Origin of the sequence: Streptomyces sp. NPDC060028 (genome assembly GCF_042736725.1) — a bacterium.
In the GTDB taxonomy this organism is placed as follows: Bacteria; Actinomycetota; Actinomycetes; order Streptomycetales; family Streptomycetaceae; genus Streptomyces.
This window is the reverse complement of the sequence record NZ_JBHWVJ010000009.1, coordinates 108062-131588: the sequence shown is the minus strand read 5'-3', so window position 1 is coordinate 131588 and position 23527 is coordinate 108062. Positions and strand designations below refer to the sequence as shown.

The window sequence follows — 23527 nt, the reverse complement described above, 5'->3', positions numbered from 1 at the left end:
GCGGGGGGCCGGGCGGCGGCCGCGCGGGCGGCGCGGTCGGCGGCGGTGCGCTTGGCGGGACGGCCGGTGGGGGCGCCGGGCCGGTGCGGCTCGATCTCGCTTCCGTCGACGGGGTTCACGGTGAGCGTGAAGTCGCCGGCGGTCAGCGTGACCACCCGCGCGGGCTGCTCCGCCGGATCCGTCTGCACCTGCGTGTGGTCCATGGGCCAGTCCCCCGATCGCGCCGCGTGTCGTCGCCGTCGTTCCGTCCGGCCTTCGCACACACCGCTGTACTGGTCCGGTTTCCGCCCGAACCCTAGACCGTGGCCGGGCGCGCGGGAACCGTCGGGGGCCTTCTCCGCAGGAACGTTACGTTTCCGCAGGAAACCGGCCGCGGGTCACACGCGCGGGAGGGACTCCGCTTCCAGGCCGCCCTCGATCGCGAGGATCCGGTGCAGCCGGGTGGCCACGAGCAGCCGCTGCATCTGCGGGGGCACCCCGCGCAGGACGAGCCGCCGGCCGGTGCGCCCGGCCCGGCGGTGGGCGCCCATGATGACGCCGAGGCCGGTCGCGTCCCAGGAGTCGAGCCCGGTGAGGTCCAGCACGAGGTCGCCGTGGCCGTCGTCGAGGGCGGTGTGCAGCGCCGTACGGGCGTCCGCCGCGCTGCACACGTCGAGGCGGCCCCCGACAGCGAGTTCGGCGTGGTCGCCCCTGATGTGCATGTGTGCTCCCGGCGGTACTGCGTACGTATGGTCCGACTGGTCCGTGGTCGGCAACTCTCACTGCAACTGACTGCCTCGGGGGCAGGGAAGTTGCCGACCGTGAGCGAACCGATACCTAATTCACCCGGAGGGGTGACGGCATTCGAACGGCGCGCTCAGTGCTTGTAGAAGCCCTGCCCGCTCTTGCGGCCGAGGTCACCCGCGTCCACCATCCGGCGCATCAGCTCCGGCGGCGCGAACTTCTCGTCCTGCGACTCGGTGTAGATGTTGCTGGTGGCGTGCAGCAGGATGTCGACGCCGGTGAGGTCGGCGGTGGCCAGCGGCCCCATCGCGTGCCCGAAGCCGAGCTTGCAGGCGATGTCGATGTCCTCCGCGGAGGCCACGCCCGATTCGTACAGCTTCGCGGCCTCGACGACCAGCGCCGAGATCAGACGGGTCGTCACGAAGCCGGCGACGTCACGGTTGACGACGATGCAGGTCTTGCCGACGGACTCGGCGAATGCCCGCGTGGTGGCGAGGGTTTCGTCGCTCGTCTTGTAGCCGCGTACGAGCTCGCACAGCTGCATCATCGGGACGGGCGAGAAGAAGTGCGCGCCGACGACCCGATCCGGGCGCTTCGTCACGGCCGCGATCTTGGTGATCGGGATGGCGGAGGTGTTGGAGGCGAGGACCGTGTCCTCGCGCACCAGCTCGTCCAGGGTGCGGAAGATGTCGTGCTTGACGTCGAGCTTCTCGAAGACGGCCTCGACGACGATGTCGACGTCGGCGACCGCGTCGAAGTCGGTGGTCGTGGTGATCCGGGCGAGCGCCGCCTCGGCGTCCTCGGCGGTCAGCTTGCCCTTGGAGACGAACTTGTCGTACGAGGCCTTGATCCCGTCGGTGCCCCGGGTCAGCGCGGCGTCGGTGACATCGCGCAGCACGACGTCCCAACCCGCCTGAGCGGAGACCTGAGCAATACCGGAACCCATCAGACCGGCACCGATGACGGCAAGCTTCCCAGCCACTGCACACCCCACGTTCTTGATACGGCACAGCCCTCTCCGGCGGAGACTAGCGTCCGTGAGGGGCGGTGTGACCTCGAAGTAACACGCGTCACGTCTCAGATGACGGACATCACACTGGTACGGCCCAGCAGTGCGCCGGAGGCCCGCAGTTGGCCCGCACTACGCTGGCCGCATGGTGAACCTCACGCGCATCTACACCCGCACCGGCGACAAGGGCACGACCGCCCTGGGCGACATGAGCCGTACGCGGAAGACCGATCTGCGCATCTCCGCGTACGCCGACGCCAACGAGGCCAACGCGGCCATCGGGACGGCGATCGCCCTCGGCTCGCTGCCGCAGGAGGTCGTGAAAGTCCTGATCCGGGTGCAGAACGACCTGTTCGACGTCGGAGCCGACCTGTGCACCCCGGTGGTGGAGGAGCCGCAGTACCCGCCGCTGCGCGTCGAGCAGTTCTACATCGACAGGCTGGAGGCCGACTGCGACGCCTTCAACGAGCAGCTGGAGAAGCTCCGCAGCTTCATCCTGCCCGGCGGCACCCCCGGCGCGGCCCTGCTGCACCAGGCGTGCACGGTGGTCCGGCGCGCCGAGCGCTCGACGTGGGCGGCGCTGGAGGTGCACGGCGAGGTGATGAACCCGCTCACCGCCACGTACCTCAACCGCCTCTCCGACCTCCTGTTCATCCTGGCGCGTACAGCCAACAAGGAGGTCGGAGACGTGCTGTGGGTGCCGGGCGGCGAGCGCTGACCCCGGGGATCACCTCAGCGGCCCGCGGGCCCGGGCCTCTTCGATCCGCTTCGGGAACAGGGTGTAGGAGACGGCGATCACCAGGTTGACGCCGATCACCACCAGCATCTTGTACTGCCACGCGCGCAGCGGGCCCACGCCGCCGTCCGGGCCGACGTACCAGATCGCGCCCTGGAGCAGCGCCAGGGCGACCACTGCCGCCAGCGACCACCGGCCCGCGGTCTTCCACTCGTGGACCGCTCGGGCCGTGCCGCCGGCCGGTGTCCTCGGCGGCGGGGGGCCGCCGAAGAAGCGGTACGCGACCTGGGCGTCGGCCCAGCGGATCGTGTGGCGGCCCAGGCCCACCGAGAAGCCGATGTAGACGGCGGCCAAGCCGTGCTTCCAGTCCGGCTCGGCCCCGTTCTCGAGGTCGATCACCGTGGCGATCAGCAGGACCAGTTCCAGTACCGGTTCGCACAGCAGCAGTGCGGCGCCGGCCCGGGGCATCCTGGCGAGGTAGCGCAGGGCCAGCCCGCCGGCCAGCAGCAGCCAGAAACCGACCTCGCAGGCGATGACCAACGTGACGATCACGGGAGTCTCCTTTCGGCTCCCTTCCACCCTGGCGGCGCTTTCGCGGCCTTTCGTCGTCGCCGGCGAGGAAACGCGACTGCATCCTTCGATGTACCGGCGGGCCGCGGATTCATCTTCCGCGCCGAGGCCCCGGCCGTTCGCACCGTGTTGGATGGTGCCGTGACCCTGCCCCGCCCCCACCGCCACGACGTGCTGCTCGCCGTGGCCAGTCTGCTCGCCGGCCTCGTTCTGTGGGGCCTGGGGGTCTACTCCAGCGGTGACCGGAACCTGTTCCCCGACTGGGCCGCCCTGGTTCCGCTGGCCGTACTGGCCGCCCTGGAACTCGTGCGCCGCTCCGCTCCCCGCGTCGCCGTGGCCATCGGCACCCTCGGGGTGATCGCGGACCAGTTCACGGTGGGAAATCTGGCCACCGTCCTGATCTTCACGGACCTGATGTACGCGGCCGTGGTCTACGGCAAACCCGCCATGGCCCGCCGGCTCCCCGTCAGCACCGGGCTGATCACGGTGGCGGTCACGATCGCGGCCGTGGCCTGGCTGCGCACCCCGCAGGCGCTCCTGATCGGCGTGATCACCGGCATCGTCAGCTTCGCCCCGGCCCTGACCGGCGCCACCTTGCGCAACCAGCGCGAGGCCGCCGTGGCCGCCCGGTTGCGAGCCGAGCAGACCGCCCTGCTGGCCGAGATGGACCGGGCACAGGCCGTGGTCGCCGAGCGCGCCCGGATGGCCCGCGAGCTGCACGACATGGTGGCGAACCACCTGTCGGCCATCGCCATCCACTCCACCGCGGCGCTCTCCATCGACTCCCCCGCGACGAGCCGCGAGGCGCTCGGGGTGATCCGGGAGAACAGCGTCCAGGGCCTGGCCGAAATGCGTCGGCTGATCGGACTGCTGCGCGAGGCGGGCGCCGAGCAGGAGGCGGCGGCCGTGCCCTCGCTCGACGGGCTGGACGCCCTGCTCGGGCGGGCCCGTACGAACGGCTCCGCGAGCGGGCTGGAATTCGTACTCCACGACGACCGGCCGCCCGGCGAGCCGCTGCCGGCCCCGGTGGAGCTGGCGGCGTACCGGATCGCGCAGGAGTCGCTGACCAACGCCCTCAAGCACGCCGTCCCGGGCACGGTCACGGTCCGCCTGACCCGCGGCCCGACCGGAGGGGGGATGCTGACCGTCCAGGTGGACTCCCCGTACGGGGACCGCTCCGGCCCCCGGGCCCCCGGGTCCGGGGCCGGGCTGATCGGCATGCGGGAGCGGACGGAGCTGCTCGGCGGGGAGTTCTCGGCGGGACCGGCCGGTCCCGCCGGATCGGTGTGGCGGGTGCGCGCGGCGCTGCCCGCGCAGGAGAAGGCGGTGCGCGCATGACGATCCGGGTCGTGGTGGCGGAGGACCAGAACGCGGTACGGGCCGGGCTGGTGCTGATCCTGCGCAGCGCGGGCGACATCGAGGTGGCGGGTGAGGCGGCGGACGGCGAGGAAGCGGTGCGCCTGGCCCGGGAGCTGCGGCCGGATCTGGTCCTCATGGACGTGCAGATGCCGCGGCTCGACGGGGTCTCGGCGACCCGCCAGGTGGTCGCGGAGGGGCTGGCGGACGTCCTGGTGCTGACCACCTTCGACCTGGACGAGTACGTGTTCGGGGCGCTGCGGGCGGGCGCCGCGGGCTTCCTGCTGAAGAACGCGGACGCGGCGGAACTGATCGAGGCGGTACGGACCGTCGCGCGCGGGGAGGGCCTGATCGCCCCGGCGGTGACCCGGCGGCTGATCGCCGAGTTCGCGGCTCCGCGGGCGGCCGTGCGGGCGCCCGTGCCCGAGGGGACGGCGGCGGCGGTGGCCTCGTTGACCCGGCGGGAGCGGGAGGTGCTGGGCGCTCTGGGCAAGGGGCTGGCGAACGCGGAGATCGCGGTGCGCCTGGAGATGGCGGAGGCGACGGTGAAGACGCACGTCAGCAGGCTGCTGGGGAAGCTGGAGCTGCGCAGCCGGGTGCAGGCGGCGGTGCTGGCGCGGGAACTCGGGCTCTAGGAGCGGGCGTTGGCGATGATTCGGCGGTCGCTGGAGCGGCGCTGGGGCCGTATCCGCCGGGAGGTCTGGACCTCTTGACGCTTGGTCCAGACCTTTCTACTCTCACCGCAACACTGTGGTGAGCGTGCCATGACAAAGCGTGCTCACGGGCGGCGCAGGTCCCACCCCCATGTCGCGGTCGGCCCCCCGGCCGCGACGGACCTACGGAGGAGCACCCTTGAGCACAGCACCCCCACGACGCGTAAGACTGTTCCGCAAAGTGGCCGCGGCCGTGGCCTGTCTGTCCCTGCCCGTCGCCGCGCTGGTGGCCCTCGCCGGACCCGCCGAAGCCGCCGCGTCGGCGACGGCGACCTACACCAAGGTGTCCGACTGGGGCTCCGGCTTCGAAGGCAAGTGGACGGTGAAGAACACCGGCACCACCACCCTCACCAGCTGGACCGTGGAGTGGGACTACCCCGCCGGCACCAGCGTCACCTCGGCCTGGGACGCCACCGTCACCAGCTCGGGCACCCACTGGACCGGCAAGAACGTCGGCTGGAACGGCACCCTCTCCCCCGGCGCCAGCGTCAGCTTCGGCTTCAACGGCGCCGGCCCCGGCGCACCCGGCGGCTGCAAGGTCAACGGCGGCTCCTGCGACGGCGGCACCACGCCCACCGACAACCCGCCCAGCGCCCCCGGCACCCCCACGGCCAGCGGCGTCACCGACACCGGTGTGACCCTCGGCTGGGCCGCGGCCACCGACGACAAGGGCGTCAAGAACTACGACGTCCTGCGCGGCGGCACCAAGATCGCCACCGTCGCGACCCCCTCGTACACCGACTCGGGCCTGACCAAGGGCACGACGTACAGCTACACGGTCGTCGCCCGCGACACCGTCGACCAGACCGGGCCCTCCTCCGGCGCCCTCTCGGTGACCACCACCGGCGGAACCACCGACCCGGGCGACCCCGGCAACCCGGGCGCCGCCGTCAAGCTCGGCTACTTCACCGACTGGGGCGTCTACCAGCGCAACTACCACGTGAAGAACCTGGTCACCTCCGGCTCCGCGGCCAAGATCACGCACATCAACTACGCCTTCGGCAACGTCCAGGGCGGCAAGTGCACGATCGGTGACGCGTACGCCGACTACCAGAAGACCTACGACGCCTCCTCCAGCGTCTCCGGTGTCGCCGACACCTGGGACCAGCCGGTCGCGGGCAACTTCAACCAGCTGCGCCAGCTGAAGAAGAAGTACCCGAACATCAAGGTCCTGTACTCCTTCGGCGGCTGGACCTGGTCCGGCGGCTTCGGCCAGGCCGCCGCCAACCCGGCCGCCTTCGCACAGTCCTGCTACGACCTGGTCGAGGACCCGCGCTGGGCCGACGTCTTCGACGGCATCGACATCGACTGGGAGTACCCGAACGCCTGCGGCCTGTCCTGCGACACCAGCGGGGCCGCCTCCTTCAAGAACCTGATGTCGGCGCTGCGCGGCAAGTTCGGCAGCTCCAACCTGGTCACCGCCGCGATCTCCGCCGACGGCTCCAACGGCGGCAAGCTCGACCTCGCCGACTACGCGGGCGCCGCCCAGTACGTCGACTTCTACAACGTGATGACCTACGACTTCTTCGGCGCGTGGGACGCCAAGGGCCCGACCGCCCCGCACTCCCCGCTCACCTCGTACGCCGGCATCCCGATCGCCGGCTTCAACTCCGAGGCCGCCATCACCAAGCTCAAGGGCAAGGGCATCGCCGGCTCCAAGCTCAACCTCGGCATCGGCTTCTACGGCCGCGGCTGGACGGGCGTCACCCAGGCGACCCCCGGCGGCGCCGCCACCGGCCCGGCTCCCGGCACGTACGAGCAGGGCATCGAGGACTACAAGGTGCTCAAGAGCAGCTGCCCCTCCACCGGCACCGTCGCCGGCACGGCCTACGCCAAGTGCGGCAGCAACTGGTGGAGCTACGACACCCCCGCCACGATCGCCGGGAAGATGACCTGGGCCAAGCAGCAGGGCCTCAAGGGCGCCTTCTTCTGGGAGTTCAGCGGCGACACCGCCAACGGTGAACTCGCGAACGCGATCAGCAGCGGTCTCCGGTAAAGACGGAAGCCGGGGAGACGGGTCCGCCCCCGTCTCCCCGGCTTCTCCATGCCGTGAGGTCCGCTACGCCACATTTACCCGTTGCCCGGGAGGCGCGGCCTCCAGCCAGGCGAGGAATCCGGTCAGCGCGTCGTCGCTCATCGCCAGCTCCAGGCGGGTCCCCCGATGGGAACAGCCGAGCACGACGGCGTCGGACAGCAACGCCAGCTCCTCCTCGCCCTCGGGGGCGCGGCGGGCCAGCACCTCGATGGCGGAGCGCTCCAACACCCGGCGCGGCCGCGGCGAGTACGAGAACACCCGGAACCACTCGATCCGGTCACCGCCGTAGCGGGCGACCCCGTAGACCCAGCCCTTGCCGGAGACGTCGGGCTCCTCGGCCACACCCCAGCGCAGGCTGCAGTCGAAGGTCCCGCCGGACCGCTGGATCAGTCTGCGGCGCAGCCCGAACACAAACAGCCCGATCACCACCAGGGCTACGACCAGGCCGCTCACAAGCAGAGCGAGGAGCATCTTCACCGACCTCCTCGCTCATCGACATACCGCACACGACTGTTACCCCTACCAGACAAGTCTGGGGGCGGCCCTGCATCGCCTCAGCCGCGACCCGCTCCGGAAAATTCCGGAACGGACCGCGGCTGAGGTCTCAAACCTGTTCGGTACGGGGCTCAGTGCCCCGTGACCGCGCGCAGCCGGACATCGGCGCGACGTTCGGCGGCGGCATCCGCCTCCGACTTCGCGCGCTCCAGTGCCCGCTCCGCCCGCTGGACGTCAATCTCGTCCGCGAGCTCGGCGATCTCGGCCAGCAGGGACAGCTTGTTGTCCGCGAACGAGATGAATCCGCCGTGCACCGCGGCGACGACAGTGCCGCCCTCGCTGGTACGGATGGTCACCGGGCCCGATTCCAGCACACCGAGAAGCGGCTGGTGACCGGGCATGACGCCGATGTCGCCGGACGTGGTGCGGGCGACAACAAGGGTGGCCTCGCCGGACCAGACATTGCGGTCCGCCGCGACCAGCTCGACGTGCAGCTCAGCAGCCAAGGTGGCTCCTCGGGTCACCACCCGGCGGTTCAGCCGGGTGTTGGGTCAAATTCTAATGGGCGTGGGGAGAGGGACGGGACACACCCGCCCCTCTCCGTGGTCCTGCGAACCGAATGCGCTCACGAGGAGCGCACCGGATCAGGAGACGCCCAGCTCCTTGGCGTTGGCCTTCAGGTCCTCGATGCCACCGCACAGGAAGAACGCCTGCTCGGGGAAGTGGTCGTAGTCGCCGTCGCAGATCGCGTTGAACGCGACGATCGACTCCTCGAGCGGAACGTCCGAACCGTCGACGCCGGTGAACTGCTTGGCGACGTGCGTGTTCTGCGACAGGAAGCGCTCGACACGACGGGCACGGTGGACAACGAGCTTGTCCTCCTCGCCCAGCTCGTCGATACCGAGGATCGCGATGATGTCCTGGAGGTCCTTGTACTTCTGCAGGATCCCCTTGACGCGCATCGCCGTGGCGTAGTGGTCCGCCGCGATGTACCGCGGGTCGAGGATGCGGGACGTCGAGTCCAGCGGGTCCACGGCCGGGTAGATGCCCTTCTCGGAGATCGGACGGGAAAGAACCGTCGTCGCGTCGAGGTGGGCGAAGGTGGTGGCCGGCGCCGGGTCGGTCAGGTCGTCCGCGGGGACGTAGATCGCCTGCATCGAGGTGATCGAGTGACCGCGGGTCGAGGTGATGCGCTCCTGCAGCAGACCCATCTCGTCAGCCAGGTTCGGCTGGTAACCCACGGCGGACGGCATGCGGCCCAGAAGGGTCGACACCTCCGAACCGGCCTGGGTGTAACGGAAGATGTTGTCGATGAAGAAGAGCACGTCCTGCTTCTGAACATCGCGGAAGTACTCCGCCATGGTCAGACCGGCAAGCGCGACGCGCAGACGGGTGCCCGGGGGCTCGTCCATCTGGCCGAAGACGAGCGCCGTCTTGTCGATGACGCCCGAGTCGGCCATTTCCTCGATGAGGTCGTTGCCCTCACGGGTACGCTCACCGACGCCCGCGAAGACCGACACACCGTCGTGGTTGTTGGCGACGCGGTAGATCATTTCCTGGATCAGAACGGTCTTGCCGACACCGGCACCACCGAACAGACCGATCTTTCCACCCTTGACGTACGGGGTGAGAAGGTCGATGACCTTGACGCCGGTCTCGAACATCTCGGTCTTCGACTCAAGCTCGTCGAAGCGAGGGGCCTTGCGGTGGATGGGCCAGCGCTCGGTGACCTCGGCGTTCGCCTCGGGGTAGTTCAGCACCTCACCGAGGGTGTTGAACACCTTGCCCTTGGTGAAGTCACCGACGGGGACGGTGATGCCCTCGCCCGTGTCGGTCACCGGGGCCTGGCGGACCAGGCCGTCGGTGGGCTGCATCGAGATCGTGCGGACCACGCCGTCACCCAGGTGCTGGGCGACTTCGAGGGTCAGCGTCTTGAGCTTGCCGTCCTCGGCCGGGTCGGCGACCTGGACCTTCAGCGCGTTGTAGATCTCGGGCATGGCGTCGACGGGGAACTCCACGTCGACGACCGGGCCGATGACCCGGGCGACGCGGCCCGTGGCGGCGGCCGTCTCAACAGTGGTCGTCATTACTTGTCACTCCCCGCGGTCGCGTCAGCCATGGCGCTCGCGCCACCGACGATCTCGCTGATTTCCTGGGTGATTTCGGCCTGGCGGGCCGCGTTGGCAAGCCGGGAGAGGCTCTTGATGAGGTCTCCGGCGTTGTCGGTGGCCGACTTCATCGCGCGACGGCGGGCGGCGTGCTCGGAAGCGGCCGACTGCAGCAGTGCGTTGTAGATGCGGCTCTCGACGTAGCGCGGCAGCAGGGCGTCGAGGACGTCCTCCGCCGACGGCTCGAAGTCGAACAGCGGAAGGATCTCGCCCTTCGCGCCGGTCTCCTCCTCTGCCGTGTCGAGACTGAGCGGCAGCATCCGGCCGTCCACCGCGTTCTGCGTCATCATCGACACGAATTCCGTGTAGATGATGTGCAGCTCGTCGACGCCGCCCTCGGCCGTGTCCGTCTGGACGGCCTCGATCAGCGGCGCCGCGACGCGCTTGGCGTCGGCGTAAGCCGGGCTGTCGGTGAAGCCGGTCCACGAATCCGCGACCTTGCGCTCGCGGAAGCCGTAGTAGGCGACACCCTTGCGGCCGACGATGTAGGTGTCGACCTCTTTGCCCTCACCGCGGAGCCGCTCCGTGAGCCGCTCCGCCTGCTTGATGGCATTCGAGGAGTAGCCGCCGGCCAGACCGCGGTCGCTCGTGATGAGCAGGACCGCGGCGCGGGTCGGCGCCTCGACCTCGGTGGTCAGGGCGTGCCTGTTGTTCGAACCGGTCGCCACCGCGGTCACCGCACGGGTGAGCTCGGTCGCGTACGGCATCGACGCCGCCACCTTGCGCTGCGCCTTGACGATGCGCGAGGCGGCGATCATCTCCATCGCCTTGGTGATCTTCTTGGTCGCCGTGACGGCACGGATGCGACGCTTGTAGACCCGGAGCTGCGCTCCCATGAGTCAGGTCCCTTCCGTCGTCACTTGGAGACGTTGACGGCCGGCGCGTCCTCGCCCAGGAGCTTGCCGTCCGAGGTCTCGAACTGGCGCTTGAACCCGGCGATGGCGTCCGCGATCGACGTCAGGGTGTCGTCCGACATCTTGCCGCCGTCGGCGATGGAGGTGAGGAGGTCCTTGCGCTCGCGGCGCAGGTGCTCCAGCAGCTCCGACTCGAAGCGACGGATGTCGTTGACCGGGACGTCGTCCATCTTGCCGGTGGTACCGGCCCAGACGGAGACGACCTGCTCCTCGACGGGCATCGGCTGGTACTGGCCCTGCTTCAGCAGCTCGACCAGACGCTTGCCGCGCTCCAGCGAGGCCTTCGACGCGGCGTCCAGGTCGGAACCGAAGGCGGCGAACGCCTCCAGCTCGCGGTACTGGGCCAGGTCCAGGCGCAGACGGCCGGAGACCTGCTTCATGGCCTTGTGCTGAGCCGAGCCACCGACGCGGGAGACCGAGATGCCGACGTTCAGCGCCGGGCGCTGGCCCGCGTTGAACAGGTCGGACTCCAGGAAGCACTGGCCGTCGGTGATGGAGATGACGTTGGTCGGGATGAACGCCGACACGTCGTTCGCCTTGGTCTCGACGATCGGCAGACCGGTCATCGAACCGGCGCCCATGTCGTCGGAGAGCTTGGCGCAGCGCTCCAGCAGACGGGAGTGCAGGTAGAAGACGTCACCCGGGTAGGCCTCACGGCCCGGCGGGCGGCGCAGCAGCAGCGACACGGCGCGGTAGGCGTCGGCCTGCTTCGACAGGTCGTCGAAGATGATCAGGACGTGCTTGCCGGCGTACATCCAGTGCTGGCCGATGGCCGAGCCGGTGTACGGCGCCAGGTACTTGAAGCCGGCCGGGTCGGACGCCGGGGCGGCGACGATCGTCGTGTACTCGAGCGCGCCTGCGTCTTCCAGGGCGCCGCGAACGGACGCGATGGTCGAGCCCTTCTGGCCGATGGCGACGTAGATGCAGCGAACCTGCTTGTTCACGTCGCCAGAGCGCCAGTTGTCGCGCTGGTTGATGATCGTGTCGACGGCCAGAGCGGTCTTGCCGGTCTGACGGTCACCGATGATCAGCTGACGCTGGCCACGGCCGACCGGCACCATCGCGTCGATGGCCTTGTAGCCGGTCTGCATCGGCTCGTGCACCGACTTACGGACCATGACGCCCGGGGCCTGCAGCTCCAGGGCGCGACGGCCTTCGGTCGCGATCTCGCCGAGACCGTCGATCGGGTTGCCGAGCGGGTCGACGACGCGGCCGAGGTAGCCCTCGCCGACGCCTACGGACAGAACCTCACCGGTGCGCTGCACCGGCTGGCCCTCCTCGATACCGCTGAACTCGCCGAGGACGACCGCACCGATCTCGCGCTCGTCGAGGTTGAGGGCGAGACCGAGAGTGCCGTCCTCGAACTTCAGCAGCTCGTTCGCCATGGCGGAGGGCAGGCCCTCCACCTTCGCGATGCCGTCGCCGGCAACGCTGACCGTTCCGACCTCCTCGCGCGAGGCCGCGTCCGGCTGGTACGACTGGACAAAGTTCTCCAGTGCGTCCCGGATCTCCTCCGGCCGGATCGTGAGCTCCGCCATCTGGGTTCCCTGCTCTCCTTGTTGGGCCTGAAGCTTCTTAGGGGTCTGGGGGTGACCCCCAGGAATCTTCTGCAAGTTCTGCACGGCCCAACCGGGCCGCTAGGAATGCGTTGTTCTATTGGTGGCTGGTCAGCCGGCCATGCGGCGGGACGCCTCGGAAAGGCGGTCCGCGATGGTGCCGTCGATGACCTCGTCGCCGACTCGCACCACGATCCCGCCGAGGACCGTGGGGTCCACGTCGAGGTTCAGGTGCATCTGGCGGCCGTACAGCTTGGCCAGCACCGCGCCGAGACGCTGCTTCTGCACGTCGCTGAGCGGAACCGCGGTGGTCACGGTGGCGACCATGCGGTTGCGGCGCTCGGCGGCGAGCACGGAGAGGGACTCGAGTCCCGCTTCCAGGCTACGTCCACGCGGGTGCGTGACGAGACGCGTGACCAGACGCTCGGTGACGGCGTCCGCCTTGCCGCCGAGCAGGCTGCGCAGCAGCTGGCTCTGGGCGGAGACGGTGGCCGACCGATCGGTCAGCGCGGCGCGCAGCTCGGTGTTCGAGGACACGATCCGGCCGAACCGGAACAGCTCGTCCTCGACGTCGTCGAGCGCGCCGCCCTGCTGGGCCGCCGTGAGGTCGGCGGTGGACGCCAGCTGCTCCAGCGAGTCCACCAGGTCGCGGGACTGCGACCAGCGGGACCGGACCATGCCGGACACCAGGTCGAGGGTTTCCCCGCCCACCTGGGCCGCCAGCAGGCGGTTGGCCAGCTCGGCCTTGGCCTCGCCGGACTGCGCCGGGTCCGTGATGACCCGACGCAGCGAGACCTCACGGTCGAGCAGCGCGGTGACGGCAGCCAGCTCACCGGCGAGCTTCGCCGCGTCGACGGACGTGTTGTCCGTCAGCGCGTCGAGACGCTCGCGCGCGGAGGCCAGTGCCTCGCGGCTCGCTCCGTTCATCGGGCGGCCTCGGCCTTCTCCTCGAGCTCGCTGAGGAAACGGTCGATCGTGCGGCTCTGCCGGGCGTGGTCCTCAAGGGACTCGCCGACGAGCTTTCCGGCCAGGTCGGTGGCGAGCTTGCCCACGTCCTGACGCAGCGCCTGAGAGGCGGCCTTGCGGTCGGCCTCGATCTGGGCGTGGCCGGCAGCGATGATCTCCTCACGCTGCCGCTGGCCCTCTGCGCGCAGTTCTTCCTTCAGCGCAGTGCCCTGCTCCAGCGCTTCCTGGCGCAGGCGCGCGGCCTCGTGCCGGGCCTCGGCGAGCTGGGCCTTGTACTGCTCCAGGACGCTCTGGGCCTCGGTCTGAGCGGCTTCTGCCTTTTCGATACCGCCCTCGATCGACTCGCGGCGCTCGTCCAGAACCTTGTTGATGTTCGGGAGGAGCTTCTTCGCGAGGAAACCGAAGACGATGACGAAGGCGATCAGACCGATGACAAGCTCGGGGATCGGCGGAACGAGGGGGTTACCAGGCTCCTCGGCCGCCAGAACCAGGAGGTTCACATCAGTGCCTTTCGTCGGTACGGACTAGTCGTCGGGTTCGTCTTAGTAGACGAACGGCATGACCAGACCGATGAGGGCGAGCGCCTCACAGAAGGCGAAGCCGAGGATCTGGTTGGCGCGGATCAGACCGGCAGCCTCGGGCTGACGGGCCATCGCCTGGGTGCCGTTACCGAAGATGATGCCGACGCCGACGCCGGGGCCGATGGCCGCGAGACCGTAGCCAACGGAGCTGAGGGAGCCGGTAACGCCTTCGGCGGCAGCGAGGATCTGGGACATGCCAGTTCTTCCTTCTCTTTCATGGACCGGTGGGGGTTGGCCACCGGACGATTCGGGGGGTTTGCAGGGAGCGGTGGTCGCTCAGTGGTGCTCGGCGATTGCGCCCTGCAGGAAGCTGCAGGCCAGGAGGACGAAGACGTACGCCTGGACAGCCTGGATGAAGAGTTCGAATGCGGTCATCACGATCACCATGACGAACGAGACGCCCGCGTACGCGATGCCGATCCCGTTCAGCAGGTACCAGCTGGCGATGGTGAACAGCAGCAGCAGGGTGTGACCGGCGAACATGTTCGCGAACAGTCGGACCGCGTGCGTGAAGGGCCGGACGATGACGTTCGAGAAGAACTCGATCACCATGACGAGCGGCAGGATCGCACCGAGCGACTTGTCGTAGCCCGTGAGGTTCTTGAAGCCGCCGACGAAGCCGTGGCGCTTGAAGGTCACCGACATCCACATGAAGTAGATGATCGCGGCGAGACCGGCCGGGTACGCGATGACGGCGGTCACCGGGAACTGGGCGAGCGGCACGATCGACCACAGGTTCATGATCCAGACGAAGAAGAACGTCGCGACCATGAAGGGGACGTACTTCTCGCCTTCCTTCTTACCGAGCGTCTCGTAGACGATGCCGCGGCGTACGAAGTCGTAGCCCGCCTCGGCGACCATCTGCAGCTTGCCCGGGACGACCTTCGGCTTCCGGAACGCAGCCCAGAAGAAGCCGACGATGACGATCGAGCCCAGGAGGGCCAGGAGCATCGTCTTGTTGAAGTACAGGTTGCTGTCCGCGTCACCGAAGATCGGCTTGAACAGGAACGAGTACAGGGTCGGGCCCGGGAAGCCGCAGCCAGTGCCGTCTTCGAAATGACAGTTGATATCGAAGGCGAGCGTCATGTCAGCAGCACTCACCGCGGGCTCCTTCAGCGTGGCGCATAGGTACGGCAACCTCGTTGTGTCGGCGCGGCGCGCAGCCGCGGTTCGGCACTGGACTGGTGTTACGGATGGTGGGGCGGCATTCAGGCATCGAGCCTCGCGATGGAACAGGCGTCAGCTCAGATGCCCGCGCCCGCAGTGCCGCAGTTGGAACCGGACGATAGCAGCATCTCGAACGCACACTTATTCCGCCCCTACCCCTCACGACTTCGGCCCCGAGTTTTCGGGCTTTTCGCCCTTTGTCGAGTCCGGTTCAACGTAGAGGATCTTGGCCTTCATATGAACACGGGTCTGTACGCCGATCCACACGAGGGTGGTGGCGACGAGCGTGAACGCGAAGGACCGGGGGTGGAACAGTGTCGTGTTCTTGAACACGGCGAGAAAGACGAAGAGCAACAGGATCTGGGCCGTGTAGAGCATGAGCCCCATGGCCTGGAACAGGTGCGGTAGTGATTTCGCCGTGCGCTGCAAGACCACGAACCCGATGCCCATGAAGAGAATCACGACCAGCGTCGCGATGACAGCACCCAGAGCCCCCTTGCCACCGACGACCACGGCGCTGATGACGGCGGCTAGAGCGCCGGCCGCAGCTGTGGGCACAGCGGTTTGCAGGAGGGATCGGACATCGTCTGACCGCATGGCGGTTTGCTCCGCGTGGTGGTGGGGGCACGGGACTCGTACGGGACGAGCGTAAGCCCGGTTCGAGTGGGAACCTCGGGCCAATGGACCGTCGCACTACGGTCCTTCGGCTCTGTCGCCGGGTTTAGTGAACGGTATCACAAACTATTTGATGAGAGCTTTACCTGCTGGGTGTGCTGACTGTCACACATGAGAGGGACCCTGCGCGTGTGTGCGCGACAGCCAACCGGCTTGTCTGGTAAAGGAGGTTCATGTCCGACATGCACCTCGGCTGTCAGCGCGAGGATTCGGCCTTACGCCGGTCGGGGAAGCGCGAACGGGGGCCTACCGCGGTCGCCCCGTTGACGCCGGAGACACCCACCGCGATCGGCCGCGCCGGCGCCGGCTCCGCTCCCGTGGCGTCCAGCAGGGCCGCCTCGGCGGCCCGTTCGGCGTGCCGGTAGCGCGGCGGGACCAGCCGCTCCGCCCACCGCGGGGTCCGCGGCGTGAAGCGCGGCAGGAGCAGCAGGACCAGGCCCAGGGCGCTCAGCCCCGCGATGGCGAGCACGATCCACATCGAGGCGGAGTGCACCGAGTACGCGACCGCGCCGAAGGCGATCAACCCTGACCAGAAGTACATGATCAGCACCGCGCGGCTGTGCGAATGCCCGAGCTCCAACAGCCGGTGGTGCAGGTGCCCGCGGTCGGCCGCGAACGGCGACTGGCCGTTCCACGTACGCCGGACGATGGCCAGGATCAGGTCGGCCATCGGGATCGCGATGATGGTCAGCGGCAGCAGCAGCGGGATGAAGACGGGCAGCATCGCGTGCGTCGCGTTGCGCTCGCCGCCCGCGAACAGCGCCATCGTGTCCGGGTCCACCTGACCGGTGATGGAGATCGCCGAGGCGGCCAACACCAGGCCGATCAGCATCGAGCCGGAGTCGCCCATGAAGATCCGGGCGGGATGCATGTTGTGCGGCAGGAAGCCCAGGCACATGCCCATCAGGATCGCGGCGAAGAGGGTCGCGGGCGCGGCCGCCTCGATGCCGTAGCCGAACCAGATGCGGTAGGTGTAGAGGAAGAAGGCACAGGCCGCGATGCAGACGGTGCCGGCGGCCAGGCCGTCGAGGCCGTCCACGAAGTTCACCGCGTTGATGGTGATCACGACGAGGGCCACGGTGAGCAGGTTGCCCTGCCACTGGGTGAGCGCGACGGTGCCGATGCCCGGGACGGGGATCCACAGGATGGTCAGACCCTGGATGACCATCACACCGGCGGCGATCATCTGCGCGCCGAGCTTGATCAGGGCGTCGATCTCGAACTTGTCGTCGAGCACGCCGACCAGCCAGATCAGCGCCGCCCCGGAGAGCAGGGCGCGCGGCTCGTTCGACAGCTCGAAGACGCCGTTGAGGTTCTGCAAGTGGTCCGCGACCAGGAGCCCCGCGCACAGGCCGCCGAACATCGCGATGCCGCCGAGCCTCGGCGTCGGCTCGCGGTGGACGTCGCGTGCACGGATCTCCGGCATCGCACCGACCGCGATCGCGAACTTCCGCACGGGCCCGGTGAGCAGATAGGTCACCGCGACCGTGACGCAAAGCGTCAGCAGATATTCACGCACGGGCTGCCCCAGATGTATCGCCGGCCATCTCAGCCCCACACACTAGCTGCGATGTACTCGGTATCGAGGACGCGAGGGGGCGGTATCCCGGTTGCAGTGTGACCCTCTCGCCCCTATTGAGCCCCATACGGGGGAAATTCGAGCGCCAGCTCATTGACCTCGGCACGGGTTTTCGCGGCTTCCCCGTGCAGCGCGGCCGTAAACAAAGACGCGATCCGGCCCATCTCCGGCTCCCCCATCCCCTGGGTGGTCACCGCCGCCGTGCCGAGCCGGATCCCGCGCTGGTCCCCGTACGGGAGGGCGCAGGTGTCCAGCACGATCCCCGCGGCGGCGAGCCGGCCGCGGGCGGCCGGACCGTCGATGCCCAGCGGCGCCGGGTCGGCGGTGATCAGGTGCGTGTCGGTCCCGCCGGTCGTCACGGCGAACCCGGCGGCCGCCAGTGCGTCGGCGAGCGTGCGCGCGTTGGCCACCACCCGGTGGGTGTACGAGGCGTACGCGGGCCCGGCGGCCTCCCCGAAGGCCACGGCCTTGGCGGCGATGGTGTGCATCTGGGCGCCGCCCTGCGTGAAGGGGAACACCGCACGGTCGATCCGCTCGGCGAACTCGGCGCCGCACAGGATCATCCCGCCGCGCGGTCCGCGCAGCACCTTGTGGGTGGTCGCGCAGACGATGTCGGCGTACGGGACGGGGCTGGGGGCGGCGCCGCCGGCGACCAGTCCGATCGGGTGGGCGGCGTCGGCGATCAGGTACGCCCCGACCTCGTCGGCGATCTCCCGGAACGCGGAGTACTCGGGGTGGCGGGGGTAGGAGATCGACCCGCACACGATCGCCTTGGGCCGATGGGTTCGCGCCAGTTCCTGGACCTGGACGTAGTCGATCAGGCCGCTCTCCGCGTCGACGCCGTAGCCGACGAAGTCGAACCACCGGCCGGAGAAGTTGGCGGGCGACCCGTGGGTGAGGTGGCCGCCGTACGGCAGTCCCATGGCCAGCACGGTGTCGCCGGGCCGCAGCAGCGCGGCGTACGCGGCCAGCACGGCGGCGGAACCGGAGTGCGGCTGCACATTGGCGTGCTCCGCTCCGAACAGCGCCGTGGCCCGCTCGACGGCGATCCGCTCGGCCAGGTCCGCGTACTCGCATCCGCCGTGGTGCCGGGCGCCGGGGTAGCCCTCGGCGTACTTGTTGGCGAGCGTGGAGCCGAGCGCCGCGAGCACGGCGGACGAGGTGAAGTTCTCCGCGGCGATCAGCTGCAGCGTCCCGGCCTGCCGCTGCCGCTCCCCCTCGAGGACGTCGGCCATCTGCGGATCCTGCTGCCGCAGGACGTCCGAGGCCTGGGTCATGACGCTCATGGCACGACTCCCGCACAGTGGGACTACCGGTACCAGCCACTGTAGGCCGCCCGCGCCCCCGGCGCCCTGCGGGCGCTATCGGGAAGCGGTGACGCCCGTCAGGGCCGTGACCACCGGCTCCAGGGCCTGGTTGATCTCGTCGCCGATCGAGCGGAAGAAGGTGATCGGCGCGCCGTACGGGTCGTACACCTCGTCCGCGTCCGGCGAGGGCGCCAGCAGCCAGCCCCGCAGGGCCGCGGCGGCGCGGACCAGCGCCCGCGCCCGCTCGGCCATGCCGCCGTCCAGCGGCGGCAGCGTCGCCGGGTCTATCGCCCTGACCAGCCGGGTGAACTCCTTCAGCGTGAAGGTGCGCAGCCCCGCGGAGTGGCCCATCGAGATGACCTGGGCGCGGTGGTCGCGGGTGGCCGTGAGGACCAGGTCCGCCCGGATGACGTGCTCGTCCAGCAGCTCCCGGCCCGTGAAGCCGGAGGCGTCCGCACCGAAGTCCGCCAGCACGGCGGCCGCGTTCGCCTCCATGGGGGCACCCTCGTGCCCCCAGGTGCCGGCGCTCTCCACGATGAGGTCACCCGTGACCAGCCCGCCGAGCCGGTGCGACAGTGCGTGCCGCGTCAGCCGCTCGGTGATGGGCGAGCGGCACACGTTGCCGGTGCTGACGTGGAGTATGCGGAAGGTGCTGTCCCCGGCTATGCCACGCCCCTCAGGGCTCACGGAGCCACCTCGAGGTCGGGTACGACCTCCCGCAGCTGCTCCGCGGTCAGCGCCCCCTCGCGCAGCAGGACGGGAACCTTTCCGGTGACGTCGACGATCGACGACGGCTGGATCCCCGGCGTCGGACCACCGTCCAGGTACACCGAGACGGAGTCGCCCAGCATCTCGCGGGCCGCGTCGCAGTCCTCCGGCGCCGGGTGCCCGGTCAGGTTCGCCGAGGACACGGCCATCGGCCCGACCTCGGTCAGCAGCTCGATCGCGACCGGGTGCAGGGGCATGCGTACGGCCACGGTCCCGCGGGTCTCCCCGAGGTCCCAGGCCAGCGACGGCTGGTGCTTGGCGACCAGGGTCAGCGCGCCCGGCCAGAAGGCGTCCACGAGCTCCCACGCCTGCTCGGAGAAGTCCGTGACCAGGCCGTGCAGGGTGTTCGGGGAGCCGATGAGGACAGGGGTGGGCATGTTGCGCCCGCGCCCCTTGGCGGCGAGCAGATCGCCGACGGCCTCCGCGCTGAAGGCGTCCGCGCCGATCCCGTACAGGGTGTCGGTCGGCAGCACGACGAGCTCGCCCCGGCGCACGGCGGATGCGGCTTCACGCAGACCCGTCTTGCGGTCCGTCGCGTCGTTGCAGTCGTATCGCCGGGCCATCAGCGGGCCTCCTCGTGCAGCAGGGGGGTAGCGGAAAAGGTCGCGCCGGTCACGGCAGTGCCTTGCGGGCCGTCGCGAAGCGGGGACGGTTGTTCAGGTCCGGGTGGTCGGCCGCGTCGGCCCATCCCCGCTCCTCGGCGAAGATCCACGGGACCTGGCCGCCCTGGGTGTCGGCGTGCTCGATGACGACGATGCCGCCGGGCCGCAGCAGCCGGTGCGCGGTGCGCTCGATGCCGCGGATGGTGTCGAGGCCGTCCTCGCCGGAGAACAGCGCCATCTCGGGGTCGTGGTCCCGGGCCTCCGGGGCGACGTACTCCCACTCGGTGAGCGGGATGTACGGCGGGTTGGAGATGACCAGGTCGACCTGCCCGTCGAGCTCCGGCAGCGCGCTGAGCGCGTCGCCCTGGTGAACGCTGACCCGGGAGCCCTCGGCGTTCTTGCGCGTCCAGCGCAGGGCGTCCTCGGACAGCTCCACGGCGTGCACGCGCGAGCGCGGCACCTCCTGGGCCATGGCGAGCGCGATGGCGCCGGAGCCGGTGCACAGGTCCACGATCATCGGCTCGACCACGTCCATCGCCCGGACGGCCTGTATGGCCCAGTCCACGACCGATTCGGTCTCGGGCCGGGGCACGAAGACCCCGGGCCCCACCTGGAGCTCCAGGTAGCGGAAGAAGGCGCGGCCGGTGATGTGCTGGAGCGGCTCGCGCGCCTCGCGGCGGGCGACGGCCTCCCAGTAGCGGGCGTCGAAGTCGACGTCCTTGACGTGGTGCAGTTCCCCCCGTTTGACGCCGTGCACGAAGGCCGCGAGCTCCTCCGCGTCGAAGCGCGGTGAGGGCACGCCGGCGGCGGCCAGCCGCTGGGTGGCCTGGGCCACCTCGGCAAGCAGCAAGTTCACGCTGGTCCTCCGGGCTGCTGTCGTACGGGGGGTGGTGCGGGGGGTCAGGCAGTGGGGCAGGTCGGGCCGGGTCAGTGCGCGGCCGCGAGCTTGGCGGCGGAGTCGGTGTCGACGCAGGCCTGGATGACCGAGTCGAGGTCGCCGTCGAGCACCTGGTCCAAGTTGTACGCCTTGAAGCCCGTGCGGTGGTCCGAGATCCGGTTTTCCGGGTAGTTGTACGTCCGGATCTTCTCGGAGCGGTCCACGGAGCGCACCTGGCTGCGGCGCACGTCGGAGGCCTCCTGCTCGGCGGCTTCCTGGGCTGCGGCCAGCAGGCGCGAGCGCAGGATGCGCATGGCCTGCTCCTTGTTCTGGAGCTGGCTCTTCTCGTTCTGGCAGGAGGCGACCACACCGGTCGGGAGGTGCGTGATGCGCACGGCCGAGTCGGTGGTGTTGACGGACTGGCCGCCGGGGCCCGAAGAGCGGTACACGTCGATGCGCAGGTCGTTCATGTTGACCTCGACCTCGACCTCCTCGGCCTCCGGGGTGACGAGCACGCCGGCGGCGGAGGTGTGGATGCGGCCCTGGGACTCGGTGGCCGGAACGCGCTGGACGCGGTGGACGCCGCCCTCGTACTTCAGGCGGGCCCAGACGCCCTGGCCGGGCTCGGTGGCGCCGTTGCCGCCCTTGGTGCGGACGGAGACCTGGACGTCCTTGTAACCGCCGAGCTCGGACTCGGTGGCGTCGATGATCTCGGTCTTCCAGCCCACGCGCTCGGCGTAGCGCAGGTACATGCGCAGCAGGTCGCCGGCGAACAGGGCGGACTCGTCGCCGCCCGCGCCCGCCTTGACCTCCAGGAGCACGTCCTTGTCGTCACTGGGGTCGCGCGGGACGAGCAGCAGGCGGAGCTTCTCGGTGAGCTCTTCACGCTGTGCGCTCATCACCTTGACCTCGGCGGCGAAGTCCGGGTCGTCGGCCGCGAACTCCTTGGCCGTCTCGATGTCCTCGGCCGACTGCTTCCACGCACGGAAGGTCGCGACGATCGGGGTCAGCTCCGCGTAGCGCTTGTTCAGCTTGCGCGCGTTGGCCTGATCGGAGTGGACCGACGGGTCGGCGAGCTTCTTCTCAAGATCGGCGTGCTCGCCGATCAGTTCCTCGACCGCCTCGAACATCGGGGGCTCCTGTGGTGAAAGTACGAAAAGGGCTGCGGGACGAGAAAGGCGCCGGTCCGGCTGCCCCCGTGTCGACAGGGTGCAGCCGGGATCCGACGCCTGAGGCTCGCTACTTCTGTGCAGCCTTGCCGAAGCGGGCCTCGAAGCGGGCCACACGGCCACCGGTGTCGAGGATCTTCTGCTTGCCCGTGTAGAACGGGTGGCACTCGGAGCAGACCTCGGCACGAATGTTGCCTTCGGTCAGGGTGCTACGGGTGGTGAACGACGCACCGCAGGTGCAGCTGACCTGGGTCTCGACGTACTCGGGGTGAACATCGCGCTTCAAGGTGTCTCCTAGATTCGGGAGGGCGCCGGGTCGCAGGAGCCGAATTGCGCGCTGCGTGAACCGGGGCCGACAGACCAGTCTGCCAGGACCGGGCTGCCTGTCAAAATTCTGAGGACGCCTCCCTCAACAGGAGGGGGCCGGCATCTATTCCGGACCGGTGCTAACGGACGACCGCGCCGGCCGATCCCTTGTCACCGGTCGAGTTCGCGGTGGCCTCGGCGGGGATCGGCTGCTCGGCCAGCAGCGCGTCCCAGACCATCTTGGACTCCTTGGCCAGGGGGGCCACGCGGTTCGGGTCACGCGCGTCCGTGGTCACCGGCAGGGTGATCATCTGCATGTTCTGGGCGTCGATGCCCTGGAGCCCCTGGGCGAAGCCCATGAGCGACTTCACGTCGCCGAGCGCCTTGTCCGTGGTGAGCGCCTTGGTGGCGGTGTCGGCGAGGTCGAGCAGCCGCTTCGGGTTGTCGAACAGCCCGATGCCCTTGACCTGCTTGATCAGGGCCTCGATGAAGGCCTGCTGGAGCTGTATTCGGCCCAGGTCGCCGCCGTCGCCCACGCCGTGGCGGGTGCGGACCAGGCCGAGGGCCTGCTCGCCGTTCAGGCGGTTGGTGCCGGCCGCCAGATCGAGGTGGCTGTAGTCGTCCTTGATCGGCTTGGTGGTGGTCACCTCGACGCCGCCGAGGTTGTCGATGATCTTCTTGAAGCCCGTGAAGTCGACTTCGAGGTAGTGATCCATCCGGATCCCCGACATCTTTTCGACGGTCTTGACCGCGCAGGCCGCCCCGCCGATGGTGTACGACTCGTTGAACTGGGAGCGCGAGCTGCCGGGGTCGGTCTTGCCGTTCTTCAGCGCGCACGAGGGCCGGTTGACCATGGTGTCGCGCGGTATCGACACGACGCTGGCCTTCTGGTGGCCGTCGTAGAGGTGGATGATCATCGCGGTGTCGGAGCGGGCCGAGCCGCCGTCGTCCGCGCCGTACTCGCTGTTCGCGCCGCCGCGGGAGTCCGAGCCGAGGACGAGGATGTCCATCGACCCGTTGTCCACGTTCTGCGGGCGGTCGGTGCCGAGGGCCTGGTCGATGTCCACGGTCTTCAGGTTGCCGTTGAACTTGAAGTAGAAGTATCCGAGCCCCGCCCCGCCCAGCAGGACCACGCCCGCGGCGCTCCACGCGGCGATGGCGAGGGCCCTGCGGCGCTTCTGCGGCTTCCGTCGGCGCCGGCCTGCGCCGCGCCTGCCGCGGCCGCTGCTGTCCTCGCTCATGCTCTCCTCTGTCT

Annotated in this window: 26 protein-coding genes; 4 read left to right on the top strand and 22 right to left on the bottom strand. The window is 69.4% G+C overall.

All coding sequences use genetic code 11. From position 1 onward, the window contains the following. From ACFWBF_RS07745 to ACFWBF_RS07735, 3 genes are all read right to left on the bottom strand, one after another. A partial coding sequence (locus tag ACFWBF_RS07745; RefSeq protein WP_385596771.1) for a hypothetical protein occupies positions 1-203 on the bottom strand: 203 nt, incomplete at its 3' end. Positions 204-377: 174 nt separating this feature from the next. After that, entirely contained in the window at positions 378-701 is a 324-nt protein-coding gene (locus ACFWBF_RS07740) for an STAS domain-containing protein (protein ID WP_385596769.1), read from the bottom strand. Between the two features lie 155 nt (positions 702-856). Continuing rightward, positions 857-1705: a 3-hydroxyacyl-CoA dehydrogenase family protein gene (locus ACFWBF_RS07735; RefSeq protein WP_385596766.1), complete on the bottom strand. Its 849-nt coding sequence runs from the start codon at positions 1703-1705 to the stop codon at positions 857-859. Between the two features lie 172 nt (positions 1706-1877). Here ACFWBF_RS07735 and ACFWBF_RS07730 point away from each other — a divergent pair, with 172 nt between their 5' ends. Continuing rightward, entirely contained in the window at positions 1878-2450 is a 573-nt protein-coding gene (locus tag ACFWBF_RS07730; protein WP_385596764.1) for a cob(I)yrinic acid a,c-diamide adenosyltransferase, read from the top strand. Positions 2451-2459: 9 nt separating this feature from the next. Here ACFWBF_RS07730 and ACFWBF_RS07725 read toward each other — a convergent pair whose 3' ends face one another. Beyond that, on the bottom strand, positions 2460-3020 hold the full coding sequence (locus tag ACFWBF_RS07725; RefSeq protein WP_385596761.1) for a hypothetical protein: 561 nt from the start codon (positions 3018-3020) through the stop codon (positions 2460-2462). A gap of 159 nt (positions 3021-3179) precedes the next feature. Between ACFWBF_RS07725 and ACFWBF_RS07720 the strand changes: the two genes are divergently transcribed. The 3 genes from ACFWBF_RS07720 to ACFWBF_RS07710 all read left to right on the top strand — a co-directional run bounded on the left by ACFWBF_RS07720 (position 3180) and on the right by ACFWBF_RS07710 (position 7103). Continuing rightward, positions 3180-4376 (top strand): sensor histidine kinase, encoded by a 1197-nt coding sequence (locus ACFWBF_RS07720; protein WP_385596758.1) that lies wholly within the window; start codon positions 3180-3182, stop codon positions 4374-4376. After that, positions 4373-5029: a response regulator gene (locus tag ACFWBF_RS07715; RefSeq protein WP_385596755.1), complete on the top strand. Its 657-nt coding sequence runs from the start codon at positions 4373-4375 to the stop codon at positions 5027-5029. Before ACFWBF_RS07720 ends, ACFWBF_RS07715 begins: the two co-directional genes overlap by 4 nt. A 169-nt stretch (positions 5030-5198) precedes the next feature. Further along, positions 5199-7103 (top strand): glycosyl hydrolase family 18 protein, encoded by a 1905-nt coding sequence (locus ACFWBF_RS07710; protein ID WP_385596752.1) that lies wholly within the window; start codon positions 5199-5201, stop codon positions 7101-7103. A gap of 63 nt (positions 7104-7166) precedes the next feature. On the opposite strand, the gene ACFWBF_RS07705 is transcribed toward ACFWBF_RS07710, so the two are convergent. The 18 genes from ACFWBF_RS07705 to ACFWBF_RS07620 all read right to left on the bottom strand — a co-directional run bounded on the left by ACFWBF_RS07705 (position 7167) and on the right by ACFWBF_RS07620 (position 23513). Beyond that, on the bottom strand, positions 7167-7613 hold the full coding sequence (locus ACFWBF_RS07705) for a DUF2550 domain-containing protein (protein WP_385233905.1): 447 nt from the start codon (positions 7611-7613) through the stop codon (positions 7167-7169). A 155-nt stretch (positions 7614-7768) separates the two neighbouring features. Next, positions 7769-8143, bottom strand: coding sequence for a F0F1 ATP synthase subunit epsilon (locus ACFWBF_RS07700; protein ID WP_280916174.1), 375 nt, complete (start codon positions 8141-8143; stop codon positions 7769-7771). Between the two features lie 138 nt (positions 8144-8281). After that, on the bottom strand, positions 8282-9724 hold the full coding sequence (atpD, locus tag ACFWBF_RS07695; protein ID WP_385596750.1) for a F0F1 ATP synthase subunit beta: 1443 nt from the start codon (positions 9722-9724) through the stop codon (positions 8282-8284). Further along, positions 9724-10641: a F0F1 ATP synthase subunit gamma gene (locus ACFWBF_RS07690; RefSeq protein WP_385596747.1), complete on the bottom strand. Its 918-nt coding sequence runs from the start codon at positions 10639-10641 to the stop codon at positions 9724-9726. Before ACFWBF_RS07690 ends, atpD begins: the two co-directional genes overlap by 1 nt. Before the next feature lie 20 nt (positions 10642-10661). After that, positions 10662-12257 carry a F0F1 ATP synthase subunit alpha gene (gene atpA / locus ACFWBF_RS07685; RefSeq protein ID WP_385233915.1) on the bottom strand — a complete coding sequence of 532 codons (1596 nt, stop codon included), beginning with the start codon at positions 12255-12257 and terminating at the stop codon, positions 10662-10664. A gap of 129 nt (positions 12258-12386) precedes the next feature. Then, a complete protein-coding gene (locus tag ACFWBF_RS07680; protein WP_385596744.1) occupies positions 12387-13202 on the bottom strand; it encodes a F0F1 ATP synthase subunit delta in 816 nt (271 codons plus the stop codon). Then, entirely contained in the window at positions 13199-13741 is a 543-nt protein-coding gene (locus ACFWBF_RS07675; protein WP_385596742.1) for a F0F1 ATP synthase subunit B, read from the bottom strand. The genes ACFWBF_RS07680 and ACFWBF_RS07675 overlap by 4 nt, the downstream gene beginning before the upstream one ends. Before the next feature lie 42 nt (positions 13742-13783). Continuing rightward, on the bottom strand, positions 13784-14017 hold the full coding sequence (gene atpE, locus ACFWBF_RS07670; protein WP_385233924.1) for an ATP synthase F0 subunit C: 234 nt from the start codon (positions 14015-14017) through the stop codon (positions 13784-13786). 81 nt (positions 14018-14098) lie between these two features. Further along, a complete protein-coding gene (gene atpB / locus ACFWBF_RS07665; RefSeq protein ID WP_385596787.1) occupies positions 14099-14908 on the bottom strand; it encodes a F0F1 ATP synthase subunit A in 810 nt (269 codons plus the stop codon). 240 nt (positions 14909-15148) lie between these two features. Next, positions 15149-15586, bottom strand: a complete 438-nt coding sequence (locus ACFWBF_RS07660) for a hypothetical protein (protein WP_385233927.1) — start codon at positions 15584-15586, stop codon at positions 15149-15151. Positions 15587-15860: 274 nt separating this feature from the next. Further along, positions 15861-17183, bottom strand: a complete 1323-nt coding sequence (locus ACFWBF_RS07655; RefSeq protein WP_385596739.1) for an MraY family glycosyltransferase — start codon at positions 17181-17183, stop codon at positions 15861-15863. Between the two features lie 113 nt (positions 17184-17296). Further along, the gene (glyA, locus tag ACFWBF_RS07650; RefSeq protein ID WP_385596734.1) at positions 17297-18529 is read right to left on the bottom strand and encodes a serine hydroxymethyltransferase; all 1233 of its coding nucleotides are present in this window, start codon (positions 18527-18529) and stop codon (positions 17297-17299) included. 75 nt (positions 18530-18604) lie between these two features. Beyond that, the gene (locus ACFWBF_RS07645) at positions 18605-19237 is read right to left on the bottom strand and encodes a protein-tyrosine-phosphatase (RefSeq protein WP_385596731.1); all 633 of its coding nucleotides are present in this window, start codon (positions 19235-19237) and stop codon (positions 18605-18607) included. Beyond that, entirely contained in the window at positions 19234-19881 is a 648-nt protein-coding gene (locus ACFWBF_RS07640; protein ID WP_030153769.1) for an L-threonylcarbamoyladenylate synthase, read from the bottom strand. Before ACFWBF_RS07640 ends, ACFWBF_RS07645 begins: the two co-directional genes overlap by 4 nt. A 49-nt stretch (positions 19882-19930) precedes the next feature. Next, the gene (gene prmC / locus ACFWBF_RS07635) at positions 19931-20776 is read right to left on the bottom strand and encodes a peptide chain release factor N(5)-glutamine methyltransferase (RefSeq protein WP_385596729.1); all 846 of its coding nucleotides are present in this window, start codon (positions 20774-20776) and stop codon (positions 19931-19933) included. A 71-nt stretch (positions 20777-20847) separates the two neighbouring features. Next, complete coding sequence (gene prfA / locus ACFWBF_RS07630; RefSeq protein ID WP_385596726.1) at positions 20848-21927, bottom strand: peptide chain release factor 1; 1080 nt, start codon at positions 21925-21927, stop codon at positions 20848-20850. Positions 21928-22036: 109 nt separating this feature from the next. After that, positions 22037-22252, bottom strand: a complete 216-nt coding sequence (rpmE, locus tag ACFWBF_RS07625; protein WP_215034030.1) for a 50S ribosomal protein L31 — start codon at positions 22250-22252, stop codon at positions 22037-22039. 160 nt (positions 22253-22412) lie between these two features. Continuing rightward, positions 22413-23513 (bottom strand): LCP family protein, encoded by a 1101-nt coding sequence (locus ACFWBF_RS07620; protein ID WP_385596721.1) that lies wholly within the window; start codon positions 23511-23513, stop codon positions 22413-22415. Positions 23514-23527 lie beyond the last annotated feature (14 nt).